The sequence below is a fragment of the Algoriphagus persicinus genome, assembly GCF_035156415.1.
GTDB lineage: Bacteria > Bacteroidota > Bacteroidia > Cytophagales > Cyclobacteriaceae > Algoriphagus > Algoriphagus persicinus.
In genome coordinates this window covers 133,116-156,827 of the sequence record NZ_JAYEEY010000002.1, presented here as the reverse complement: position 1 = coordinate 156,827, position 23,712 = coordinate 133,116, and the positions used below count along the sequence as shown (strand labels likewise).

The 23,712-nt window shown below is 41.2% G+C and carries 19 protein-coding genes; 14 read left to right on the top strand and 5 right to left on the bottom strand.

From position 1 onward, the window contains the following. Positions 1–111: 111 nt before the first annotated feature. Positions 112–447, top strand: coding sequence for an Hpt domain-containing protein (locus U3A58_RS02365; protein WP_323821780.1), 336 nt, complete (start codon positions 112–114; stop codon positions 445–447). 27 nt (positions 448–474) lie between these two features. Beyond that, positions 475–2,844 (top strand): S9 family peptidase, encoded by a 2,370-nt coding sequence (locus tag U3A58_RS02360; protein ID WP_323821779.1) that lies wholly within the window; start codon positions 475–477, stop codon positions 2,842–2,844. A 334-nt stretch (positions 2,845–3,178) separates the two neighbouring features. Here the strand turns inward: U3A58_RS02360 and U3A58_RS02355 are convergent, their stop codons facing one another. From U3A58_RS02355 to U3A58_RS02335, 5 genes are all read right to left on the bottom strand, one after another. Then, positions 3,179–3,409 carry an acyl carrier protein gene (locus U3A58_RS02355; RefSeq protein WP_323821778.1) on the bottom strand — a complete coding sequence of 77 codons (231 nt, stop codon included), beginning with the start codon at positions 3,407–3,409 and terminating at the stop codon, positions 3,179–3,181. Between the two features lie 65 nt (positions 3,410–3,474). Next, positions 3,475–6,633 carry an efflux RND transporter permease subunit gene (locus U3A58_RS02350; RefSeq protein ID WP_323821777.1) on the bottom strand — a complete coding sequence of 1,053 codons (3,159 nt, stop codon included), beginning with the start codon at positions 6,631–6,633 and terminating at the stop codon, positions 3,475–3,477. A gap of 3 nt (positions 6,634–6,636) precedes the next feature. Further along, positions 6,637–7,800, bottom strand: coding sequence for an efflux RND transporter periplasmic adaptor subunit (locus U3A58_RS02345; protein WP_323821776.1), 1,164 nt, complete (start codon positions 7,798–7,800; stop codon positions 6,637–6,639). 19 nt (positions 7,801–7,819) lie between these two features. Next, positions 7,820–9,187 (bottom strand): TolC family protein, encoded by a 1,368-nt coding sequence (locus U3A58_RS02340; RefSeq protein ID WP_323821775.1) that lies wholly within the window; start codon positions 9,185–9,187, stop codon positions 7,820–7,822. A 72-nt stretch (positions 9,188–9,259) separates the two neighbouring features. Beyond that, positions 9,260–9,721, bottom strand: a complete 462-nt coding sequence (locus tag U3A58_RS02335) for a GbsR/MarR family transcriptional regulator (protein WP_323821774.1) — start codon at positions 9,719–9,721, stop codon at positions 9,260–9,262. Between the two features lie 227 nt (positions 9,722–9,948). On the opposite strand from U3A58_RS02335, the gene U3A58_RS02330 reads away from it, so the two are divergent. The 12 genes from U3A58_RS02330 to U3A58_RS02275 all read left to right on the top strand — a co-directional run bounded on the left by U3A58_RS02330 (position 9,949) and on the right by U3A58_RS02275 (position 23,660). Then, complete coding sequence (locus U3A58_RS02330) at positions 9,949–11,424, top strand: acyl-CoA synthetase (protein WP_323821773.1); 1,476 nt, start codon at positions 9,949–9,951, stop codon at positions 11,422–11,424. 1 nt (position 11,425) lies between these two features. Beyond that, positions 11,426–11,785, top strand: coding sequence for a malonate transporter subunit MadL (madL, locus tag U3A58_RS02325; protein ID WP_323821772.1), 360 nt, complete (start codon positions 11,426–11,428; stop codon positions 11,783–11,785). Position 11,786: 1 nt separating this feature from the next. After that, the gene (gene madM, locus U3A58_RS02320) at positions 11,787–12,545 is read left to right on the top strand and encodes a malonate transporter subunit MadM (protein WP_323821771.1); all 759 of its coding nucleotides are present in this window, start codon (positions 11,787–11,789) and stop codon (positions 12,543–12,545) included. Positions 12,546–12,796: 251 nt separating this feature from the next. After that, positions 12,797–13,360, top strand: coding sequence for an AraC family transcriptional regulator (locus U3A58_RS02315; RefSeq protein WP_323821770.1), 564 nt, complete (start codon positions 12,797–12,799; stop codon positions 13,358–13,360). 281 nt (positions 13,361–13,641) lie between these two features. Continuing rightward, the gene (locus U3A58_RS02310; RefSeq protein WP_323821769.1) at positions 13,642–15,429 is read left to right on the top strand and encodes a 3-keto-disaccharide hydrolase; all 1,788 of its coding nucleotides are present in this window, start codon (positions 13,642–13,644) and stop codon (positions 15,427–15,429) included. 106 nt (positions 15,430–15,535) lie between these two features. Continuing rightward, the gene (locus tag U3A58_RS02305) at positions 15,536–17,464 is read left to right on the top strand and encodes a c-type cytochrome (protein WP_323821768.1); all 1,929 of its coding nucleotides are present in this window, start codon (positions 15,536–15,538) and stop codon (positions 17,462–17,464) included. Between the two features lie 426 nt (positions 17,465–17,890). Further along, positions 17,891–20,119 carry a heavy metal translocating P-type ATPase gene (locus tag U3A58_RS02300; RefSeq protein ID WP_323821767.1) on the top strand — a complete coding sequence of 743 codons (2,229 nt, stop codon included), beginning with the start codon at positions 17,891–17,893 and terminating at the stop codon, positions 20,117–20,119. Between the two features lie 168 nt (positions 20,120–20,287). Continuing rightward, complete coding sequence (locus tag U3A58_RS02295; RefSeq protein WP_323821766.1) at positions 20,288–20,497, top strand: heavy-metal-associated domain-containing protein; 210 nt, start codon at positions 20,288–20,290, stop codon at positions 20,495–20,497. A gap of 17 nt (positions 20,498–20,514) precedes the next feature. Continuing rightward, positions 20,515–20,955: a CHY zinc finger protein gene (locus tag U3A58_RS02290; RefSeq protein ID WP_323821765.1), complete on the top strand. Its 441-nt coding sequence runs from the start codon at positions 20,515–20,517 to the stop codon at positions 20,953–20,955. A 220-nt stretch (positions 20,956–21,175) separates the two neighbouring features. Continuing rightward, a complete protein-coding gene (locus U3A58_RS02285; RefSeq protein ID WP_323821764.1) occupies positions 21,176–21,835 on the top strand; it encodes a metal-dependent transcriptional regulator in 660 nt (219 codons plus the stop codon). Between the two features lie 58 nt (positions 21,836–21,893). Next, positions 21,894–22,706: an amidohydrolase family protein gene (locus U3A58_RS02280; RefSeq protein WP_323821763.1), complete on the top strand. Its 813-nt coding sequence runs from the start codon at positions 21,894–21,896 to the stop codon at positions 22,704–22,706. A 21-nt stretch (positions 22,707–22,727) separates the two neighbouring features. Further along, complete coding sequence (locus U3A58_RS02275; protein ID WP_323821762.1) at positions 22,728–23,660, top strand: aldo/keto reductase; 933 nt, start codon at positions 22,728–22,730, stop codon at positions 23,658–23,660. Positions 23,661–23,712 lie beyond the last annotated feature (52 nt).

The following is a 23,712-nucleotide window of genomic DNA, read 5'->3' as shown; positions in this document are numbered from 1 at the left end:
GAAATATTGAAGGAGCATCACTAAAAAGTACACTTATTAAAAAATGTGCTTAATTTTATGAAGGTGGCCTGACATCTACTTTTTACAGTTTAATTCCTGTTTCATCCAGCTATGTATCAACTCATAAGTGAGCAATCGATTTATCATTATTTTGGCGAAGACGAGCCGGATATGATTAGAGAGATGATCCAAATAATTCTGGACTCTAACATAAAGGATTTAAAAGATTTGGACCAATTTTACGAGCAAAATGACTTCACTAGCATCAAAAAGCGCTGTCATAAAGCTAAACCGAGCATGAGCTACATAGGAGCTCAAAAAACACGGAAAATATTGGAAGAAATTGAAAAAGGCCTTGATGATTATCAAAATCTAAATGCAAGGCTTCAAGCCCAGCTGATCGAAATAGAAACTGAGCTGAACCAGTTTCTGAAAACACTCAATTAAAATCAGAATAAACAAACCCATACGAAAATGCAGCGAAACCTACTGTTTCTGCCCTTGCTATGCATTGCCCTTTTGCAAGCTAATGCCCAGTCAACTTTAAGCGTAGAACACATCATGCGCGATCCTCTGTGGATGGGGACCTTCCCTTCTTCAGCGTCTTGGAGTGATGATTCTCAGAAAATTTACTTCCAATACAATCTTGCAAATGATCCTGCTGATTCTTTGTATAAACTGAGCTTAGCTGATCGTGATTCGATTTCAAAAGTAAGTTGGAAAGAAATAAAGGCCAACGAGCGTAGTGAGCAGGACTACAATGCAGACAAATCACTCCTTGTATATCAGCTAGATAAGAAATTGATGCTTGAAGATATGTCTTCAGGTACTTCAAGCTTGCTCTTAGAATGGCCGGAAAACTTTTCTGACCCAAAATTTCTAGCAAATCAAATCGAGGTCTCATTTACCTCCAAAAGCAATATCTATGTCTTCAATAGCGCTACCAAAGCAATAAGAAAAGTCACCAACATTTCCACTGAATCAAAGCCAAAAGAAAAATCCAAAAATGAGGATGAAAAAGTAGAATGGCTGGAATCCGAAAACCTGGAACTTTTGGGCGTGGTGAAAGAACGAAAAGAGAAGGCTAAAATGCGCCAAGATTACCGGGAAGCTTTCCGTGATTCCGGAGAAGAAGAGTTTACATATTATACGGAGGGAAAAAGCCCGGTAAACTTGCAATTGTCCCCAGATGGCAATTATGCCACATTCACCATCTATACCTCTTCTAGTAATAAGAATACCAAAGTTCCGGATTATGTGGACGCATCAGGATATACTGTAGATCTCAATACTCGGGCTAAAGTCGGCACTACTCCAACAAAAGCTGAGGTTGGGATTTATGATTTGCAGCGTGATACCGTTTATTTTATCAGCGCTTCTGAGCTCCCCGGCATCAAAGATTTACCGGACTACGTAACTGATTACCCTGATAAAACATGGGAAGAAAAAGAAAGAGATGTGCTTTTCTCCAGTCCATATTTTTCTCCAGATGGTAAAAAGGCTATTATCAACATTCGATCAAATGACAATAAAGATCGATGGATTGCTTCCCTAGATTTAGAAACAGGAAAGCTAAACACACTAGATAGACAACGAGACGAAGCATGGATATCAGGTCCAGGAATTGGATATTCATTCTCAGGAGGCACGATGGGATGGCTCCCAGACAACAAACACATCTACTTCCAGTCTGAGGAAAGTGGGTATTCTCATCTTTATTTACTGGATGTAACAACAGGTGAAAAGAAAACACTTACTTCTGGTAGCTATGAGGTGTTCAATCCTTTTCTCTCTAAGGACAAAAAATCCTGGTATCTCACTACATCGGAAGTAGATCCAGGAGAGCGTCATTTCTACCGGATGCCATTGATGGGTGGGAAAATGGAAAAGCTTACTTCCATGACTGGAAATAATGATGTATCACTTTCTCCAGATGAAAAAAAGCTCGCCATAATCTATTCCTACAGTAATAAGCCTGCAGAGCTTTATCTCCAAAACAATAAAGTAGGTGCAACAGCCGAGCAACTGACCTCAGGTCAAAGCGAAGAATTCAAAGCTTACGATTGGCGAGAACCAGAAATTGTAAGATTCACTGCAAAAGATGGAGCACAAGTTCCAGCAAGACTCTACTCCCCAGACCCAGCCAAAAAGAATGGTGCTGCTATAGTTTTCGTCCATGGTGCAGGCTATTTACAGAACGTACATAAATGGTGGAGCAGCTACTTTAGAGAATACATGTTTCATAACCTCTTGACAGACTTAGGATACACGGTTTTGGATATTGACTACCGTGGATCCGCTGGATATGGGCGTGATTGGAGAACAGGAATCTATCGCCACATGGGAGGAAAAGACTTATCTGATCAAGTTGATGGAGTAAAATTCCTGGTAGATTCTCATGGAATAGATGCAGACCGTGTAGGTTTATATGGCGGTAGTTACGGCGGTTTTATCACTTTGATGGCGCTTTTTAATGCTTCTGAAACATTCAAATCAGGAGCTGCGCTTCGCTCTGTAACTGACTGGGCACATTATAATCATGGCTACACCGCCAACATATTGAATAGCCCCGAAGAAGACCCTATCGCCTACCGTCGTTCCTCTCCTATTTACTTTGCAGAAGGACTCAAAGGAAACTTACTGATGGCTCATGGTATGGTGGATGTGAATGTACATTTCCAGGATGTAGTAAGGCTTTCGCAGCGCTTTATTGAACTAGGAAAAGACAACTGGGAAATGGCCATCTATCCCGTGGAAGACCATGGATTCGTAGAGCCAAGCTCCTGGACGGATGAATACAAGCGGATTTTGAAGTTGTTTAATTCTACGCTTCTGGAAGAATAGAATTTGTTTGAAGAAGGCATCATGGCTGGTCATACGATCAGCCATTTTTTTTATCTTAATAGAATATCAAGCTAAGGATGCTAAAGCCATTTCAGCATTGCTTTGTATTATTCCAGCGCATATGTACAGCTAAATCATTAAGGCTTTAGATTCGAAAAAACATTCCAGGCAAAGAAAGTTACTATCTAAAAAATGTATAATACAAGTCATAGTCTTCAGGTTTGGGCATGGTGAATAAACATTTGAGCCCTCTGCGAAAAACTTTGTGCGCACTGCGGGTAAAAAATCTTGATAAAAAAAGAGTCCTGCACATGCGGGACTCTTTTTTCAATAATTAACTCATCAACAATTCAATAAGCTGGGCGGGCGCTTGCACACCTTCAACCTTGTCATCAGCTATTTGTTTTCTCAATTCGTATTCTAGTTCGAAGATCAAACCAGAGACAAATACCTTATCCATTCTTAGGTCGCTTTCAAATGAAGCGTACTTTCTTTTTCCTGTCAAGTCTATTCCATATTGGTGGAAAACCTTTGAGATTTTGCGTAAATCAGTATAATTTTTCATTGGGTATTTAGTTATATCTCTTGCCAAACTTGCAATTCAGCGAGGGAAGCTTTTTCATTTATTAACTACACGTAGGCAGCTGCTTCGGATTCAAATTCCTCCACATTCGTCTCTTCGAGTTCGATATGCTTCTTCTCCGCTTTGCCTATTTTTACCATAAATCTGTAAAACAGATAGTAAATCACCGGAACGACAACCAAGGTCAGGAACATGGAGGAAAGCAAACCACCGATGATTACCCATGCCAGACTGTTTTTCCACTCTGCTCCTGCACCAGTAGCCAAAGCAATCGGCATCATTCCAATCACCATCGCAATTGTAGTCATCAAAATCGGACGGAAACGAATCTTCACAGCTTTCTCTAATGCTTCTATCACCTCAACTCCAGCCTCTTTCAGCTGGTTGGTGAAATCAACCAATAAGATCGCATTCTTAGCTACCAGACCCATGAGCATGATTAGACCCATGATAGAGAAGATACTTAGCGTACCTTTGGTAAGTGCCAAGGCAAGCAGGGAACCGATCAACGCCATAGGAAGTGAGAACATCACCACCAGCGGGTATATGTAAGAGTCATACAATGCTACCATGATCAAGTAGATCAAAATCATTGAGGCCAAAAGCGCGATTCCCAGTGAACCAAAACCTTCCGATTGGTTCTTCATGTCACCGTCGTAATTGACCTGCACCTGCTGTGGAAGATCCATCTGATCAATCGCCGCAGTCAACTCAGCACCGACAGTACCTGAAGGAACACCGGCTACTTGTGAAGTAATTTTAACGGAGGAAACACGATCCCTCCTTTCCAATTTGGTAGGTCCTTCTGATTGGTTGACTGTCGCAAACTGCTCTAGCTTCACTAGGTTTCCACTTCTATTTAGAAACGTTAATTTTTGAACATCGGAAATCGACTTTCGGTCAAATTCATTCAGTTTCACCAGAATATCATACTCATAATCACCTTCCGTATAGTTGGAATCATCGTTTCCGTTGAATGCTACCTGCAGAGCCCCACCTACCATATCCATGGAAAGACCCAGCTCATTCATTTTATAGCGATCCACTTCTACACGGATTTCAGGGTTCCCATCCTCTAGAGAGCTTTCAATTTTCCGGGTACCTTTCAATCCTGCGAGAATAGCTTCTATCTTCTCAGACACGATACGAATTGAATCCTTGTCAGGTCCGGAAACAATCACTTGAATAGGTGCATCATTCGCAGTACCCATAATTGAGATTGGAACGCCAGTGTATTCAGCCCCAGTGATATGCTCTTCTAGGTAATTTTCCAGGGTTCTAGCATAATCAGGACCTGTCATTGATCTAAATTCAGGTTCCACCAGTTTCACCAAAATCTCAGATGTAAAGGGAGAAGATTGAGAACCTGTAAACTGTCCACTGGCTACACCTACTGTGGTAAATACCTCAGTGACTTCAGGGAGAGTTCTTAGGTAATCTTCTACTTCTCGCGTTTTGAAGTTAGTTTGCTCAAGTGTGGCATCTTTTGGAAGCTCCAGCCTAAGCAAGAATTCCCCTCTATCTCCTTCGGAGACAAACTCAGAACCTATAAACCCTTTGATTACCAAAAAGAAAGAAGATATGAAAAGCAGGAAAGTAATTGTGAGCAAAGCAAACTTATGCGCAAATCCCCATCTTAAAATTCTGATCAACCAATCCACAAAAGCATCCAACCCAGCTTCAAAGCCATAAACGATTTTTCCGAAAAAGGAATTCTTGTCCAAATGCTCCAGCTTCGAAAACCTAGAGGTGAGCAGCGGAATTAGTGTAAATGCCACTAGCAAACTTATTAGGGTAGCTGTAGCAACTGTGATACTAAACTGAGCTAAAATACCTCCAATCAACCCGCCCGTCATAGCTAGCGGTACGAAAACAACAATAATTACCAAGGTAATGGAAACAACAGTCGATCCGATTTCTCTGATACCATCGTAAGAAGCCTGAGCAATGGTTTTGCCCATTTCCAGGTGACGGTAAATATTCTCAATCACCACAATGGCATCATCCACCAGGATACCTACCACAAGTGATAGAGCTAGCAATGACATCAGATTCAGCGTAAAGCCAGCCAAGAACATCACTGTAAATGTCGCAATAATGGAAGCTGGCACCGCCACCATTACAATGACCGCATTTCTGATACTATGTAGGAACAACAGCATAATTAAGGCCACCAACACAATTGCAATAATCAAATCCGTGATTACGTGATTCGCTGCTTCCAATGTAAACTCAGAGGTGTTTTGAGAAATCTGGAAAGAAATCCCCTCAGAAGTATAGGTCTGCTCTATATTCTGAAGCTCATGCTCCAAAACCTCCGAAACCTCCACTGCGTTGGCATCAGATTGCTTCTGCACTGTCAGACCGATTGCTGATTTACCATTTAGTCTCGTGAGAATGTCCTCATCTTTATATGAATCGACTACCTCTGCCACTTCCTTTAGTTGAATCGGAGATTCATCTTCACGGTAGGCAATCACCAGGTTTTCTATCTCCTGGATATTTTGGAATTTACCCGCCAGGCGGATCAATACCTGACCTTCATTATTTTTCAATCGACCTGTAGGAAAATCCAGGTTACTCGAATTAATAGTCTGCGCGACTGTGATCGGCGATATCCCGTAACCATCAAGCTTATTTCTATCCAAGTTTACTTTGATCTCACGCTCGGTACCACCTAGCATATTCACTTGGGCTACACCTTTGATCTGAGCCAATGATGGTTGAATCTTGTTTTTGATCAAATCATAAAAATCAGATGGATTCAGATTGGAATAAACTGCCAATTGCATGATCGGCAAATCATCCAAATCAAACTTGCCCAGACTCGGTGGATCTGCATCATCAGGAAGATCTCCCAAGATCGCATTGATTTTACGCTGTGCATCCTGCATGGAATAATCCACGTCTTCCCCTGCCTCCAATTCGATAGTGATGATGGAGATACTCTCCTGCGAAATGGAATTCATCGATTTGATTCCTTCCAAGGAAGCAACCGCATCCTCGATCTTCTTCGTCACCGAAGTTTCCACTTCTGATGGTGCTGCGCCGGGATAGATAGTAGAGATGGTCACCACATTGGTTTCCATTTTTGGCAATAGCTCGTATGACAGTTGTGTGTAGGAAAAAATCCCCAACAAAGTCAGTACGGTGAACAGTACAACCACCATGGTCGACCGTTGTATCGATATTTTAGTGATTTGCATAGTTTACTGAACTTTGACTTTTGTTCCTTCTTGCACGTTTATCAGACCAGAAGCAATTACTTCGTCACCTGCTTTCAAGCCTTCAAGAACCTCTACAGATCCATCAGAAAGTGGATTGATTTTCACTGGCTGATATACGGCCACGCCATCTTTGATCAAGTAAACTCCTGGATCTTTTAGACTTCCTGCAATCGACTTTCTGTCAATCTTCAGAACTTTCTCTTCCTGAGAAAATTTGAACTGAGCTGTTCCAAACATACCTGGCTTGATTTGATCCTGATTCTTACTATTCATGATCAGTTCCACTTCATATTTGAAGGAAGCATCAGCTTTGTCAGAGATGAAATGCACTTTGCCTGTAAATCCCTGATTGGACATAGCATTTACTCTCACTGCGATCTCTTCGCCTTTCTTCACTTTGGCGATTTCACTTTCAGTGACTTTCACCGATAATTTCAAAGGATTCTTATTGATAATATCTGCCAAAGGCATACCTGGACTCACCAATGTCCCCATCTCGTAATAATCTTCATTGATGAATCCTGATATCGGTGCAGTTACTTTGGTGTCATCCAAACGCTTCTTCAAGGCTGCCAACTGTGCATCGGCAATTTTGAAGGCATTTTCATTTTCCTCCAACTGCTTTTTGGTAATTGCGTCAGTTGTGGCAAGATTTTCAAATCGCTTCAGGTCTTTCTCAGCTTGGTCTCTGGTTAGCTTGGCAATTGTGTATTCAGAATTGATCAATCGATCGTCAATCTGAACAAGAAGATCGCCCTTACGCACGTTATCCCCTTTTCTTCGCTGTATTTTGACGATAGCTCCAGAAGTCTCCGCCATCAGTTTTAATTCCTGGGCAGGTTCAAATATTCCGTTTGATTCAAAGTTGCGGTTTACAGTTTTCTCTTCCACTTTCTCCACCGTCACAGAGATATACTCGCTGGACTTCATTGCCAGGGTGGCAGCCTCGTTCATTTCCTGCTTGTTATTGTAAAGGGTGAAAGCTACTGCCCCTACACTGACCAAAAGAAGCGCTATGATTATTAATTTTTTCATCTGTTTATAATTGTTTTGAATGGCCACCCCGATTAGTCGGGGCAGGCTATGGAACCTCGCATAGTTGATAATCATCACAGCGTGTATCGCCTGCGACATGCTCGATTTCATCGTTGGTATGAATTTTCTATTACAGTAAAAGATTAGTGATTTTTCCAGTTGAGTTCAGTATTTCCAATTGAGCGATACGAACCTGAATAATTTGATTGTTGAAATTTGCCTGTGCCGCTCTCTGGGTAGTTTCTGCATCCAACAAGTCAGTCAGTGGACTTAGTCCTTCTTTGTAGAGTAATGTGGATTCTTTTAATACATCATTGGCGAGATCCAGATTACCGTCCAGTGACTTAAGTGTACTTATGGAGTTGTAATACTTATTAAGTGCATTTTTGTACTCCAATTCAGCAGCATCTACTGCTTGTAGGCGATCCAGATCCAGTTGCTGTGAAGTCACCCTAGATTGTGCTGCTTTGTATTTAGTTTGCATTCCGTCAAAAATTGGGATTTGAAGTTTCAACCCTATCAAAAAGCCTTGATACCACACTTTATTTTGGCTCATAAAGTCAAAGTCCTCTGAGAAAGCATTCTTGTTGAAATCAGCAAATCCGACCAATTGAGGCTGATTTTCCGCCTTGATGTTTTTGTATTCATATTCATACAATTGCTTCTGAACTCCCAACACCTGAATGTCTTTCCGATCTGAAATACTTAAGTCTTGGATCTGAAAGTCCTGAATCAACTGATCCATATCGGTGATGGACTGATCTAGATTAAACTCAGTGTCCACTGGAATTCCCATTAATAACTTCAGATAACCTTCTTGTTGATAGATAGATATCTCTAGGTTTTCAAGTTCACTTTTAATAGATGTTAAGTTCACCTTCACTCGATTTAGATCAACTTTACGTGCCAAATCATTATCGTATTGAGACTGAAGGATTTTTTCCAGGCTTTCCAGCTGATCGATATTTGCCTGCAAATTCTCCTTCTGAAGTTCCAATTGAATCACTCCTAAGAAATTCATAGATATTTCATGTATTACATCCTCCTCAGATTGCTGTGCGAGAATTCGATAAAATTCCTCTCCAGTCTTTGCAGCTTTCAAACCGATCAGATATGAGTTGCTGAAAATCAACTGGTTCAATTCGAAACCCGCTTTTAGTGACTGTGGCACCCCTAGAGAAATTACCTGAATCTCGCTCGGGTCACCACCAAAAATCCCTCCTGGTACAGCCTGAGGAAATACATCCAGGAAGTTGTTGTATTGCCCATAAGCAGAGAACTGCGGGAGACCAGCACCTCTGATTTCATTTCTCTGATACTTAGCCTTTTCTTCATCCAGAATGGCTTTTTTCAGTGTTCTGTTATTTTCCAAACCGATCTGGATACTCTCTTTAAAAGTGAGCGAATCGGGGAGATTGAATTCCTGCCTAGCTTCTTGTCCGATAGCCACCGTCGGAGCCCACAAGAAAAATGCATACGTTAAATACTTTTTAAGCATGTTATTGAATAATAGTTGGTTATAAAATATATAGTAGGTTCTTTTTTTAATGAACTAAATAATCAAATTTTTTTACCCTTGTTGTTTTTTAAATCGTTCAAACAGGGCCGGAATTTCCTTTTTGAAAAAGCATAAGAAATTGGAGAAGTCTCTCATTTTACAATTAAACTCAGGGTTTTTGTCTGTTCTCACTTCTAATACTTCATCGATAAACTTTTGAATCTCGGCGATGTTTTCAAGTTCTTGGGCAAAGTCTTCTCTCCAGTCACTTACTTTTAATGCAAAATATCTCTTTCTATCACCAGAACGTGTGGAATAAACACATCTACCTTTGGCCTGGAGGAAAGTCAATGCATTACTTACCGCACTTTTACTTACACCCAAATTCTCAACAATCTCATCGAAAGAAACTTCCCCTTCTTCGTGAACTAAAAGTAATCCGATAATTCTACCAACCAAAGGCTGCATCCCTTTATGCTCATGGAATACACCAATTCGCTCGATCAGTTCCTTATGTCTTTCGGTCAATATCATCTTTAATAAATTTGGGTTATGCGCTGATAACGGGACAAATATATATAAAGTTCAGTTGGTTCTGCAAATACAGAACAAAGAATAGTGTTTTTTTTATGTACGGGGTTTTGAGAAAATTGAAAAATGACCGCAGAACCCACAATCAAAGAAATCATTAGGCTATTATTTCCTTTGTAAACAATAGCTTTTAACTTACCGAAAAAATAAAACCGCACTAGTATTCTTTCATGCTCCAACTTATAGAAAATTCCAAACAGTCTCTTTCCAAAACTGCAATTATAGATTCTGACAACAGCTATTCCTACCAAGATTTGCTGGATAGAAGCCATGGAATCTGCGATGTTTTACTACGCGATCGACCTGATCTAAATGAAGCTAGGGTAGCTTTTATGGTGTCTCCCGGAATAGATTATGCAGCTGCGCATTGGGGCATCTGGAGAGCTGGAGGCATTGCAGTTCCACTTTGTATTACTTATCCCCTGCCTTCATTGGCTTATGTCATCGAAGATACGCATGCAGAATATTTAATCGTAAGCCCTGAATATGTCTCCATTCTGGAAAAATATAAAACAGATTCAAACATACAATTCATTGAAATAAACTCGGTTTTTCAGACAGGAAAAATCGACCTGCCAGAGATCAGCAAGGACCGGGGCGCTATGATTCTTTACACTTCTGGCACGACTGCACTGCCAAAAGGAGTATTAACTACACATGAAATTATAGAGGCACAGATCAGTACGCTTGTGAAAGCTTGGAATTGGTCTTCTGGTGATCATATCCTAGAAATACTCCCGCTTCATCATGTCCACGGAATTATCAATGTGCTTTGCTGCGCGCTATGGTCTGGTGCCACAGTGCAATTTCTTAACCCATTCCATGCTAAAGCGGTTTTCACGATTTTCGAAGAGGGCAAACTCAATGTTTTCATGGCAGTGCCTACAATCTATTTCAAATTGATTTCTGAATTCGAGAGACTTCCAATCAATGAGCAAAAAAATCTATCTGCGGCACTGGCAAGGTTTAGACTGATGGTCTCTGGATCTGCTGCTTTACCGGTTTCTGTAATGGAAAAATGGAAAGAAATCTCTGGACATTACTTGCTGGAGCGCTACGGAATGACAGAAATAGGCATGGCAATCAGTAACCCATATACTGGAGAACGGAGAGCTGGTCACATAGGTCAACCTCTGCCCAATGTAGAAATAAGAACTGTGGATGAGGATAACAATATTGTCCCAGATGGCGAACCTGGAGAGATACAAGTAAAAGGCCCTTGCGTATTTAAAGAATATTGGGGCAAGGCCGAGGCAACAGCAAAAAGCTTTACAGAAGACGGATGGTTCATGACTGGAGATATCGCGGTAATGGAAGATGGTTATTATCGAATTCTCGGTCGTGATTCCATTGACATTATTAAATCTGGCGGGTATAAAATCTCAGCTTTAGAGATTGAGGAAGTTTTGCGAAAGCATACTCAAATCCAAGACTGTGGCGTAGTAGGAATCCCAAATGAAGAATGGGGAGAACTTGTCGTAGCAGCTTTGGTGTGTGAAGATCACCCCGATCTAGAGGAACTTAATCAGTGGATGCGAGAAAGAATGCCTTCCTATAAAACTCCCCGCAACTATATTTTCATAGAAGATTTACCACGAAATGCGATGGGAAAAGTAACCAAGAATGACTTGAAAAAACTTTTCTGATATGCTCATATATGGTGTAGCACTTCTCTCCTTTTCCTACCTCATCGGTCAGTGGCTTGGAGAGCTCCTTGGTAAACTCATCGGCATTAATTCCAATGTCGGTGGAGTCGGTTTTGCCATGATCATTCTGATGCTTCTCAAAGAATTATTTGAGAGAAAGGGCTGGTGGAAGCATGAAATGATCTCCGGAATTGATTTTTGGAATAAATTGTACATCCCTGTCGTGATTGCCATGGCTGCCAGCTTAAATGTAAAGGCAGCTATCTCCAGTGGAAACTTGGCCATTGTTGTTGGAATAATTCCAGTAATTCTCGCCTTTGTATTTTTCCCATTTCTCATGAAAGCATTTAAGCAAAACTGAAATGGATGAATTGCTAAAGGTGTTTGATAAAAATGCATTGATAGTAGGCTTTCTTGCCATTGGATTGCTCGCCTATCTTTCGGATTTATTTTCTAAAAAAGTATTGAATGGCAGAATTCCAGGATCTGCTATTGCCATCTTTTTGGGATTGGTTTTGGGATATGTGGGAGGAATTTTTACAGGTGGGGAACAGGGATTGGCTGACATTCCAATTTTCCGTGGAGTTGGAATATTGGGAGGTTCTATGTTCCGGGATTTTGCAATCGTAGCTACGGCAATGGGTGCAAGTTTTTTACTCATCAAGAAGTCTGGTTTGTTAGGACTTATCTCTCTGATTTTTGGAATTCTGCTATTTTTCATATCAGGAGTAGCCATGGCTTGGCTATGGGGGTATCGAGATGCAGTAAGCTTAGCTACAATCGGTGCAGGCGCATGCACATATATTGTTGGTCCTGTCACAGGAGCTGCTTTGGGAGCAAGTTCGGAGGTGATTGCTCTTAGCATAGCCGCTGGAGTGGTCAAGACTATAGCTGTGACTATTTTCACACCTATCTTGGCAGAAAAAATCAGCTTAAATGACCCTGGATCAGCAATGGCTTTCGGAGGGATCATGGGGACATCAAGCGGAGTCGCCGCAGGATTGGCGGCTACCGATCCCAAACTCGTCCCTTATGGAGCTGTAACTGCCACATTTTATACAGGTTTGGGCTGTTTGCTTTGCCCTTCACTCCTGTACTATATAATCGAAATATTGCTCTAGCTTACGCCAAATGATCCTTATTCACTGGCTCTCTCAATAAGTCGTCTCCAAAGATTATTCTACTGTGATTGTCACTCCATATTGGCTATGCTTGCCACTTCCAGGGTATTTCTTTCAAAAATCGGTTAAGAAAACTCTTCCTTATAAAAGCATTCTGGATGTAGATTTAGGATGCTTTTTACTTATATCTTCTTCCTGCCAAGAACTTTCGCATGGTTGAATACCTTTGTACTCGTAGCAATCCTACTAGTATGCCCCTGATATACGTCAAAAATATGGTCTGTCCACGATGCATCACTTCGGTGAAGGAAGCGTTGGATCAGCTGCAACTCTCCTACTCTACTCTAGAGTTGGGAAAAATAACACTGGACTCTTCACCGAGCATTCCTCAGAAAAATCAATTGGCAAAGATGCTGGAGGATCGTGGTTTTGAACTCTTGGAAGAAGGAAAATCTACTTTAATCTCCCAGATTAAAAGTGCACTAATCAAACAAATTCAGTATTCTGATGAACCTTTATCTGAAAACTATTCGACATTTATCTCAGAAAAGCTCAATTACGAATACACTTATCTGAGTAAACTTTTTTCTCAAGTAGAAGGCATAACTATTGAGAAGTTTATCACCAAATTGAAAATCGAGCGAGTGAAAGAATTGATTTTTTACAAAAATAAAAACCTTTCTGAAATCGCTGATCAACTTGGCTACAGCAGCGTGGCATATCTTTCTTCCCAGTTCAAAAAAGAGACTGGAATGACCCCATCAGCTTTTAAAAATCAAGCTCAACCCCAACGAAAAAGCTTGGACCAGATCTAAGGTTTAATAGGAAAGTGTACATTCTTAGTTATTTTTTAAAGTATTGAGACAGATTAAAGGCACCACTGAGCTTATGCTGTATCAAATGAAATTTACTTGTAGAAAGATCTCGAGCGTTTATCTTTGGGTCAGAAAGAAAAATTCACTGGTTAGACTTATCAAAATCATTAACAGAAATTTTAAATCACTTTATTTCCAATACAGGTAAGATATTCATAGAGTTTTTAATATTCTTCATTTTTCTAATAAACCTCATTCTATCAATTAACCCTCAAATTCACATGATTTTGAACAAACATGTAGGCTTGCTCACCGCTGCATTAGCTCTCCAGCTAAGTATCGTGCAAGCACAGCAAAATCCTGTCAAGCTAGATCTTAAATCCTTCGAAGGAAATAAAAGTAGCTGGTCAGAAGTAGGAAAAGTCTGGGCTGATCCAGCAGTTCCTAATGAACTTCAATCCTCAGATGGATCTGGAGTTATGGCAAATCTACCTTCGAAGAAAAAACCAGGAGTTGACATTATTTCCAAAGAGAAATTCGGAGATGTAGACCTCTCTTTAGAGTACTTGGTCGCTCCGGGGTCCAACTCAGGTGTTTACCTTCAAGGAAACTATGAAGTTCAAATTCTGGATAGCTGGACTACCTCCACCACCAAGCCGGGTGACAATGGTGGAATCTACCAACGCTGGGACGAAAGTAAGCCTGAAGGCCAAAAAGGCTACCAAGGATATGCTCCACGTCAAAATGCCAGCAAAGCACCTGGCGTTTGGCAAAAGCTCGAAGTCTCTTTTCAAGCTCCAAAATTTGATGCCTCAGGCAAAAAAATCGAAAATGCACGTTTTCTATCAGTGAAACTTAACGGTGTGACCATCCACGAAAATCTAGAGGTCTACGGTCCTACCCGTGGATCAATAACCGCTGAAGATGTGGCTGAAGGTCCACTTAGAATCCAAGGAGATCACGGTGCGGTTGCTTTTAGAAACATCGAAATCACTCCATTCGATGCCACAGATCCAACCGTATCTAATGTGAGCTATGAAACTTACCAAGGTTCATTCAACAGTTTGGAAGAGTTAGCAGGAAAGACTGTTGCTGCTAAAGGAAGTGTTGGTTCATTGAAAGAAGTTCCTGCCTCCGTTTCAGATGTCAACTTGACCAAATACACAGCAAATCTAAACATAGCTGAAGCTGGCGAATATGAAATCACACTTCAGGTTCCAGGAGGAATGGCAGGCTTTGCAGTTGGGAGTGAAAGCATTTCAAATCTTTCCAATAGAGGAGTGAGAGTCAAAAAGCAATTATCAGCTGGTAACAATCCAATCCAGATCATAGCTTCCAAAAACAGAAACTGGTCAGTAGATGGATTCAATCTTTCTATCTCTGGATCTGGTCTTAGAAACACAGATCTTTTGGTTTCAGAAGCTGGAGCTTACCAAGAAACAGATCCAATTTTGGTAGATGCTGATGAGACTCCGATTTTGCGGAGCTTCCGGGATATTCCAAATTTCAAAAGATTAAGTCATGTCGTATCTGTAGCCAGCAAAGAACAGGTGAATTATGCCTTTGACATGGAAACAGGTACGCTGATCCAAGTGTGGAGAGGTGAGTTTTTGGATGCTACCCCTATGTGGAATAGCCGTGGAAATGGTGTTTCTGTACCACGTGGCGCAGTGATCAATATAAATTCTCCGGCAGTAAACGCTGTAAACAGCAACTTCAGCGCCTCAGAAGAATTCAGAACAAAGGGCTACCAGCTAAAGAATGGCCCGGAAGATATTGTTTTCACCTATCAACTTGCCGGTCAAACTGTACAAGATCAAATCAACGTATTGGAATCCGGTAAAGGAATCAACAGAATGGTTTCCGGCATTGGCACTGGTTTTTACAAAGTAGCGGCAGGAACAGAGATCAAAAAGATCAAAAAAGGTTTTTACCTGCTTCCTGACACAGGTTTGTACCTGGAATACGATGAAGCAACTTATGGTGCTCCTGTGACTCACGCCACTGCTGGCGGCGAGGGTATTTTCTTGCCTGCAAAAGGAAACATCGTTTACAATCTTCTCTTTTAATCCAAGGACAGCGCAAAGAGGAAATCGAGCATGACGAAGAACGACACACAGTGGGATGATAATTAACCATGCGAGATTCCATGTGACCTTTGAAAAATATAAACACATGAAAACATTACTAAAGAATAAATTCACAAAAATTGCCTTTGGACTAGCTGCAGTAATTCAGCTCCTGCCAGGGCAAGTCGAAGCACAGGAATCTCCAAAAGAGGAGGATTTCTTCAAAATCATGCGAGTAACAGCTCCGGAAGGCACTCTTTTGGAAGTTGGTGGTTTGACCGTTTTGCCAAATGGCGACCTCGGCGTAGCCACTCGTAGAGGAGATGTGTTTATTGTAGAAAACCCTACCAGCCCAAAGCCTTTCTTCAGAAAGTTTGCTTCTGGACTTCATGAGATTCTAGGACTTCATTATGAAGATGGAGCATTCTACATGGCACAAAGAGGTGAGCTAACCAAATTGGTCGATACAGATCAAGACGGTACAGCAGACTTGTATGAAACAGTTTATGCCTGGCCTATTTCCGCTCACTATCACGAATATAGCTTCGGCCCAAAGGTAGGGTCTGATGGCTCGTTCTTCGTATCTGCCAATGTCGCTTTCGGCGATCAGGAATGGTGGAGAGGCGAAAGCCGTGTGCCTTACAGAGGCTGGATCATGAAGATCAACCGTGACGGGAGCATGGAGCCTTATGCCACGGGAATGAGATCTCCGGCCGGTTTGGGTATGCTTGGCGACAAATTGGTCTATACCGAAAATCAAGGTGATTACATGGGGTCAGGTGGGCTATGGTTCATCGACAAAGGTGATTTTACTGGACACCCAGCAGGTTTAGCATGGACTGGCCTTCCAGATTCTCCATTGAAATTGACAACTGAGGAATTCAATAAAGTCGTTGATCCACAGAAAGTACCTAATGGAACTGGTGGATTTGAAAAACCTGAGAATGTAATGGACGCACCTTACATCACCATGGCACAAGCCAAGGAAGAACTTCCTGATTTAAAGCTTCCTGCTGTTTGGTTGCCTCATGGTATCCAAGGTATTTCTAACTCTGAGCCAATACTAATACCAGAAGGAAATTTTGGTCCTTTTGGAGGTCAGGTTTTGGTAGGTGACCAAGGTCAAAGTAAAATCATGCGTCTCTTCCTGGAAGAAGTGAATGGTGTGATGCAAGGTGCTTCCATCGATTTCAGATCTGGCTTCCAATCAGGTATCTTGAGAATGGCGTGGGCGCCCGACAAGTCCCTATTTATTGGCGAGACAAACCGCGGTTGGGGTTCAGCAGGTGAGGCAAATGAAGGTTTGCAACGTCTAGTCTGGAATAATAACATTCCATTCGAGATGAGAACTGTAAAAGCTCAACCTGACGGATTCCTAATCGAATTCACCAAACCGGTGGACAGAGCTTCAGCTGAAGATTTAACTTCTTACACCGTGGAAAGCTTTACCTACAAGTACCATCCTGTTTACGGTAGCCCACCTGTGGACAATAAAACACTAAAAGTATTAGGCGTGGAAGTCGCTACAGATGGTATGTCTGCAAGAATTGCAGTGGAAGGTTTGAGACCTTATTTCGTTCACAAAATCAGTCTTAATGGAGTGAGAGCGGTGGATGGAAGCTTCTCTTTGGTACACCCAGATGCTTATTACACGTTAAATAGCATTCCTTCCGGAGCTAAAATGGTAATCAAAACACCTGCTTCAGAGCCAGTGAAGGAAGCGGCAGCAAAACAAGATGCCACGAAACCAGCTCCTGCGAAAACGGTCACTTCAGCAATTCCTACAGATGCAGAGATCAAATCAATCTTGGCTAAAAACACCTGCTCAGCTTGTCATCAACAAGACAAAAAGGTAATTGGCCCGCCCTACACAGAGGTAGCTAAAAGAAGATATTCAGACGAAAAAATCGTCGAACTGATCTATAATCCTCAGCCTCAGAACTGGCCCGATTATCCTACTGAAATGCCTCCTATGGCTCAAGTATCCAAAGAAGATGCAATGAAAATCGCAAAATGGATTAATTCATTGAGATAAAAATCAGTTCAGCCTATAGATTATTGAAAAGGCTTAGTGATTTATTTCGCTAGGCCTTTTTTCGGTTTTTGCCACCAAGAACACGAAGGTTCGCAAAGCTTTATATGGGAAATAGATTTCCTTGAGCCATCCCTTTTCTATGTATGTCTATGTGACTATGTTGTTAAGAATAATCTAAAATACTTTTTTATAAACCATATAGAATCATGGAACTCATAGAATTAATCTACAATCCTCATACTCAAAATCGGGCTTTTAAATTATAGCCTTTAAGACCATGATAAGCCAATAATTAGCGCTCTCTGTGAGAAACTCTGTGCACTTTGTGGTTAACTCCAAAATCTTATAACTTTTCCACCCAATTCCATAACACTACCCTCCCTGAGTCTTTCTAAGTTTGTAATGTCAAATAAAGTCAAACAACCCATGGCAGAACAAACTCAAACATTACACAAACAAACTTTTCCTGTCACCGGCATGACTTGCGCAGCTTGTGCATCCAGTGTGGAAACCATCCTTGCACATACAGATGGTGTGAAATCTGCCCAAGTCAATTTCGCTTCAAGTACTGTTTTAGTAGAGTACTCGGATATAGTAAATCCAGAAGGCCTGAACGAAGCGCTTTCAGCAATTGGATATGGTCTGATCACGGAGACAGAAAATACGGATGAAACTGTCTCAACCAACCTAGCTGAACATTACCAAAAACTAAAAAGACATACAATCGGAGCGGCTATTTTAACCCTTCCTATTTTCATTATAGGAATGTTTTTCATGCACTGGAAGCCGGGAACGTGGATTTCGCTTGCCTTAGCCATCCCAGTACTATCGGTTTTTGGAAGAAGATTTTTTATCAGTGCGTGGAAACAGGCTACTCATAAAAGTGTAAACATGGACACACTGGTGGCTCTCAGTACTGGAATAGCGTTTATTTTCAGTCTTTTCAACACTCTATTTCCAGAGTTTTGGGTGAGCAGGGGTTTTGAACCTCATGTCTATTACGAAGCGGCCACGGTAATTATCACCTTTATCCTGTTTGGGAAAATGCTGGAAGAAAAAGCGAAGTCCAAAACTTCCTCTGCACTCAAAAATCTAATGGGGCTTCAGCCAAAAACATTGAAAGTAATTGTTGATGGTCAGGAAAAAGAAATCCTAATCTCCGAAGTGCAAAAAGGATATGAAATCATCGTGCGTCCGGGGGAAAAAATACCAGTGGATGGGAAAGTGCTTTCCGGTAATTCCTTTGTGAATGAAAGCATGATCAGTGGTGAACCTCTTGCAGTGGAGAAATCAGAAAAAGATAAAGTTTTCGCAGGTACTATCAATCAAAAGGGAAGCTTCCATTTCAAGGCTGAGAAAGTTGGTAGTGAAACTCTCCTGTCCCAAATAATCAAACGAGTTCAAGAAGCCCAGGGCAGCAAAGCTCCCGTCCAAAAACTGGTTGATAAAATTGCTTCAATTTTCGTCCCAATAGTCATTGGGATATCAATTTTGACTTTTGCGGTTTGGATGTTTGTTGGTGGTGAAGATGCATTATCACATGCGATCCTTAACGCTGTTGCCGTACTGGTAATTGCTTGCCCCTGTGCGCTGGGATTGGCCACCCCAACTGCTATTATGGTTGGAATTGGCAAAGGAGCTGAAAACAACATTCTGATCAAAGACGCGGAAAGTCTGGAAATAGCTCATCGAGTCAATACGATTATTCTGGATAAAACAGGAACTATTACCGCCGGAAAACCAACTGTATCCAACATCAACTGGGAAAGCGAAGAGATAAAAAGCCAGTTTGCTCCAGTCCTACTCGCCATTGAATCTAAGTCAGAACATCCTTTGGCAGATGCGGTAGGCAAAAAACTTATCGAAGAAGGAGTTAAATCTGAAGCAATCGAAGATTTTCAAAGCTTAACAGGAAGAGGAGTACAAGCGAAAAATCTAGCTGGAGAATCCTTCTTTATTGGGAATTCCAAACTGATCCAGTCACATGGAATCTCGATGAATTCTGAATTGGACACCCTTGCCAATACATGGAGTAAAGAAGCAAAAACAGTCATTTTCTTTGCTAATGAAAAATCTGTGCTTGCTGTATTAGCAATTTCCGATGAAATCAAACCTAGCTCCAAATCAGCTATTCAAAAGCTAAAAGAAAAGGGAATTGATGTTTACATGCTAACTGGCGATAATCAGCAGACCGCCAGTGCAGTTGCAAAGCAAGTCGGTTTGACTGATTTCAAAGCAGAAGTAATGCCATCAGACAAGTCTGATTTCGTGAAAGATCTTCAGGCGCAAGGCAAAATTGTAGCCATGGTCGGGGATGGAATCAATGATTCGGAAGCGTTGGCACAAGCTGATGTCAGCATAGCAATGGGACACGGTTCGGACATTGCAATGGATGTGGCCAAAATGACCATCATCTCCTCCGATTTGGAGGTCATTCCGAAAGCATTGAATTTATCCGGTCAAACTGTTCGGGGAATAAAGGAGAACCTATTCTGGGCATTTATTTATAATCTTATCGGTATCCCAATTGCCGCAGGCGTTCTTTATCCAATCAATGGATTCCTGCTCGATCCCATGATCGCCGGTGCGGCTATGGCCTTTAGCTCCGTGTCGGTGGTATTAAATAGCCTTAGGCTGAAAAGCAAACGTATTTAAACTTCTTTATTCGACATTGAACATTCATCATTTGATATTAATGCCAAGAGACAAGAACCAAGAAAAAGAAGTATCAAGTAGCTAGTATCAAGAATCTAAACCGGATATAACCCTTCGACACAGCTCAGGGTGACAGCTAAAACATAAAAACTTTAAAATTAAAATAAAATGAAAACTCAAAAATTCAAAACCAACATCAATTGTGGCAATTGCCTGGCAAAGGTCACTCCTATTTTAGATGCAGAACCTAAGATCAAATCCTGGGAGGTGGATTTGCAAAGTGAAGACAGAATTCTAACTGTAGAATCTGAAGACATCTCGCCTGATGAAGTATTTAAAACTGTCTTGAAAGCTGGCTTTATAGCAAAACCAGAATAATTTCTGAAATTCACCGAATGAAGTCATTTCTAAAACTCGCATTCATCTCTGGAATCCTGCTCTTTTCAGGAGGTCTTTTAGCACAACAAAACGTAGCTTTACCCATCGTGAAATCAAGCATAAAAGGAATCAATATCTACGGAAAAACGGTCGATAACCAGACCCGATGTCAACACTGGCATTCGGATCTGGATATCATTGCTATTAAATTCAAGTGTTGCGATAAGTACTATCCTTGTTTTTCTTGTCATGAGGAGGAAGCTGACCACAAATCAGAAGTTTGGCCAAAAACTGAGTTTGACAGCAAGTCGATTCTCTGTGGAGTATGTGGCACAGAATTGACAATTTCGGAATATCAGGCCAGCGGAAATACCTGCCCTAACTGCACAGCTGCTTTCAATCCAGGTTGCAGCAAGCACTATCATTTGTACTTTGAGACTGATTCGGGCAAAAAGTAAATTCCTCCAAATCCCTAACTAGTAATCTGAATTTTAGCCAAAAAAAACAACATTTCCCCTGAGCAAGCTTTCCTACCTGTGGTTTCTAGTCTAAAGCCTTCCATTACGAAAAGCATAGTAATTAAGTGTATTGGACTTAAATCTGATAATCAGATTAGCATTTTTTAACCTATTTGTTTTACCCAATAATTCAAGATATTTGATTATTAAATCAATAGATATGGCATCACAGACGGAAGAGAACTACTTGAAATCACTTTTCAACTTAGCGAATGAAAAGAATGAGGTAAATATCTCAGAGCTGGCTACACAGATGCAAGTCAGCATGCCGACAGTGAATAGCATGGTAAAGACCTTACAAAAACATGATTGGTTGATCTATGAAAAATATAAACCTGTCACACTCACTACAAAAGGAAAAAAGGAGGCTGCTCTGATTATCCGAAAGCACCGGCTTACGGAGATGTTTTTGGTAAATAAAATGGGATTTGGCTGGGAGGAAGTTCATGAAATCGCTGAGCAGGTGGAACACATCCATTCTCCCAAGTTCTTCGAGCGAATGGATGAAATGATGAGCTTTCCTACCATCGACCCACACGGCTCACCTATTCCCGACAAACAAGGTCGCATGCAAGAGATCAACTACCTCAGTCTCTCTAAAGCCAAAGCCGGACAAACCGTAATACTGGCTGCTCTTACCAATTCTTCCACTGAATTCTTAGAGTTTCTTAATGGAAGAAGTCTCAGTTTAGGTACCGAACTGACGATTCGCTCCAAGGAAGCTTACGATCACAGCATTGTTGTCAGTTATTCTGATCATCCCAGTGAAACACTCTCTGAAAAAGTCTGTGAGAAGTTATTGGTGAAGGTGGTGGAGTAAGAATTTTCTCCCCTTGGTCAAATAATTGTTACATTATCCTAGAACTAATAGTTAGCACATGATAATAGACGTACATACCCACATCAATAACTACCATGAAGAGCGGGTCGTTTCGCTGGAAGACTGCCTGAATAAATTGACCGAAACTATGGAGGAAAATCAAGTGGATTATTCACTTGTGCTTACTTCTTACAAAGTAAATGAACACAGACCAAGCACCAAAAAGGTGGTTGAGGCGATTGCAAACAGGAAAAATCTTGGTGTTGTAGCTGGGATCAGCTACCTGAATTATAACCATCGAGACTTGCGGGAAATCGCAGAATACCTGGAATCCGGGCTGATCAAAGGACTTAAATTCTATCCCGGATACGAACCTTTTTACCCAAATGATATGCGGATGAAGGTAGTCTATGATATGGCAATAGAATATGATGTTCCAGTGATGTTTCATTCCGGAGACACTTATTCTCCCACAGGAAGGGTAAAATATTCCCACCCGATCCACATTGATGATCTGGCGGTAGATTTTCCTGACTTAAAAATTGTCATCTGCCATGTGGGTAATCCCTGGATCAAAGACTGCATGGAAGTCACTTACAAAAACACGAATGTTCATGCTGATTTTTCTGGCTTGGTACTGGGAAATTTCTCCGAGAAGTTTGAGCGATTTATGAAAACAGAATTGGAGCAGATGATCACCTATGCCGGCAATCCAAAGTATTTGCTTTACGGGACTGACTGGCCTATTTCTTCAATGAAATCCTACTTGAATTTTATGAAAAATCTGGATTTGCCAGATGATAAGAAAGAAATGATCCTTTGGCAAAATGCCGCTGAATTATTCAAAATCGATGTGAATAAGATCAAGTAACATTCCTCAATTACCCTTTTTATGGAATACCGAAAGTTAGGAAACACCGGAATGGAATTGTCAATTCTTGGTTTTGGTGCATCACCCATGGGTGACGTTTTTAATGTTTCTGACGAAAAAGACGGTTACCGAGCCGTTCACTATGCGATAGATCATGGTGTGAATCTCTTCGATGTTTCTCCTTTTTATGGTCTTACTTTAGCGGAAAAGCGACTTGGAAATGCACTCGAAGGAAAGCGTGACCAAGTTATTTTGGCTACCAAATGTGGACGTTATGATCTGCAGGAATTCGATTTTTCTGAAAAGCGGATTCTGGAAAGTGTAGAGGAGTCTCTTGATAGACTGAAAACAGATTACGTTGACTTACTTCAGCTTCATGACATCGAATTTGTAGACAAAGAACAGATTCTGAATGAAGCTTGGCCAACGCTGCTTAAACTCAAAGAGTCTGGAAAAGCCCGATTCATTGGCATCACAGGACTTCCAGTAAACTATCTAGCTGAAATCACGAGAAATATCGATGTGGACTCGGTGTTATCATGGGCTCATTATAATTTATTAGAAGACGAAATCAATCGGGAACTAGTGCCACTTTCTAAAGAAAAAGGCTTTGGCTTGATGAATGCTGCTCCTTTGATGCAACGCATACTCTCAGATGGGGAGTTGCCAGAGTGGCACCGATCTCCACCGGCAATGAAAGCAATGCAATCAGAATTGCTTAAGCTTTGTGCGAACTATGGCGTAAAACTAAGTGACGTGGCCATACGCTATGCAATGGATCATCCCGATATTACGACCACGATAGTGGGTATGTGTGATCTGGCAACCATCACTCAAAATGTAAGGGTGCTTGATTTCCGAATTCCTGTCGGATTGCTAGAAGAAATCCAAACACTGGTAGCTCCTGTCAAAAACCAAATGTGGTATGAAGGCAAGCCAGAGAATAATATTTAAGAAAAAGAAGGAAGACAGGAGACGGGAGACAGAAGTAGCCTATTCACCAGTG

Excerpts from the sequence above, each read along its gene's own strand:
- U3A58_RS02310 (WP_323821769.1), top strand. The coding sequence starts at position 13,642 with ATGATTTTGAACAAACATGTAGGCTTGCTCACCGCTGCATTAGCTCTC.
- U3A58_RS02315 (WP_323821770.1), top strand. The coding sequence starts at position 12,797 with ATGCCCCTGATATACGTCAAAAATATGGTCTGTCCACGATGCATCACT.
- U3A58_RS02285 (WP_323821764.1), top strand. The coding sequence starts at position 21,176 with ATGGCATCACAGACGGAAGAGAACTACTTGAAATCACTTTTCAACTTA.
- U3A58_RS02330 (WP_323821773.1), top strand. The coding sequence starts at position 9,949 with ATGCTCCAACTTATAGAAAATTCCAAACAGTCTCTTTCCAAAACTGCA.
- U3A58_RS02350 (WP_323821777.1), bottom strand. The coding sequence starts at position 6,633 with ATGCAAATCACTAAAATATCGATACAACGGTCGACCATGGTGGTTGTA.
- madM (WP_323821771.1), top strand. The coding sequence starts at position 11,787 with ATGGATGAATTGCTAAAGGTGTTTGATAAAAATGCATTGATAGTAGGC.
- madL (WP_323821772.1), top strand. The coding sequence starts at position 11,426 with ATGCTCATATATGGTGTAGCACTTCTCTCCTTTTCCTACCTCATCGGT.
- U3A58_RS02300 (WP_323821767.1), top strand. The coding sequence starts at position 17,891 with ATGGCAGAACAAACTCAAACATTACACAAACAAACTTTTCCTGTCACC.
- U3A58_RS02335 (WP_323821774.1), bottom strand. The coding sequence starts at position 9,721 with ATGATATTGACCGAAAGACATAAGGAACTGATCGAGCGAATTGGTGTA.
- U3A58_RS02360 (WP_323821779.1), top strand. The coding sequence starts at position 475 with ATGCAGCGAAACCTACTGTTTCTGCCCTTGCTATGCATTGCCCTTTTG.
- U3A58_RS02345 (WP_323821776.1), bottom strand. The coding sequence starts at position 7,800 with ATGAAATCGAGCATGTCGCAGGCGATACACGCTGTGATGATTATCAAC.
- U3A58_RS02290 (WP_323821765.1), top strand. The coding sequence starts at position 20,515 with ATGAAGTCATTTCTAAAACTCGCATTCATCTCTGGAATCCTGCTCTTT.
- U3A58_RS02365 (WP_323821780.1), top strand. The coding sequence starts at position 112 with ATGTATCAACTCATAAGTGAGCAATCGATTTATCATTATTTTGGCGAA.
- U3A58_RS02305 (WP_323821768.1), top strand. The coding sequence starts at position 15,536 with ATGAAAACATTACTAAAGAATAAATTCACAAAAATTGCCTTTGGACTA.
- U3A58_RS02340 (WP_323821775.1), bottom strand. The coding sequence starts at position 9,187 with ATGCTTAAAAAGTATTTAACGTATGCATTTTTCTTGTGGGCTCCGACG.
- U3A58_RS02275 (WP_323821762.1), top strand. The coding sequence starts at position 22,728 with ATGGAATACCGAAAGTTAGGAAACACCGGAATGGAATTGTCAATTCTT.
- U3A58_RS02355 (WP_323821778.1), bottom strand. The coding sequence starts at position 3,409 with ATGAAAAATTATACTGATTTACGCAAAATCTCAAAGGTTTTCCACCAA.
- U3A58_RS02295 (WP_323821766.1), top strand. The coding sequence starts at position 20,288 with ATGAAAACTCAAAAATTCAAAACCAACATCAATTGTGGCAATTGCCTG.
- U3A58_RS02280 (WP_323821763.1), top strand. The coding sequence starts at position 21,894 with ATGATAATAGACGTACATACCCACATCAATAACTACCATGAAGAGCGG.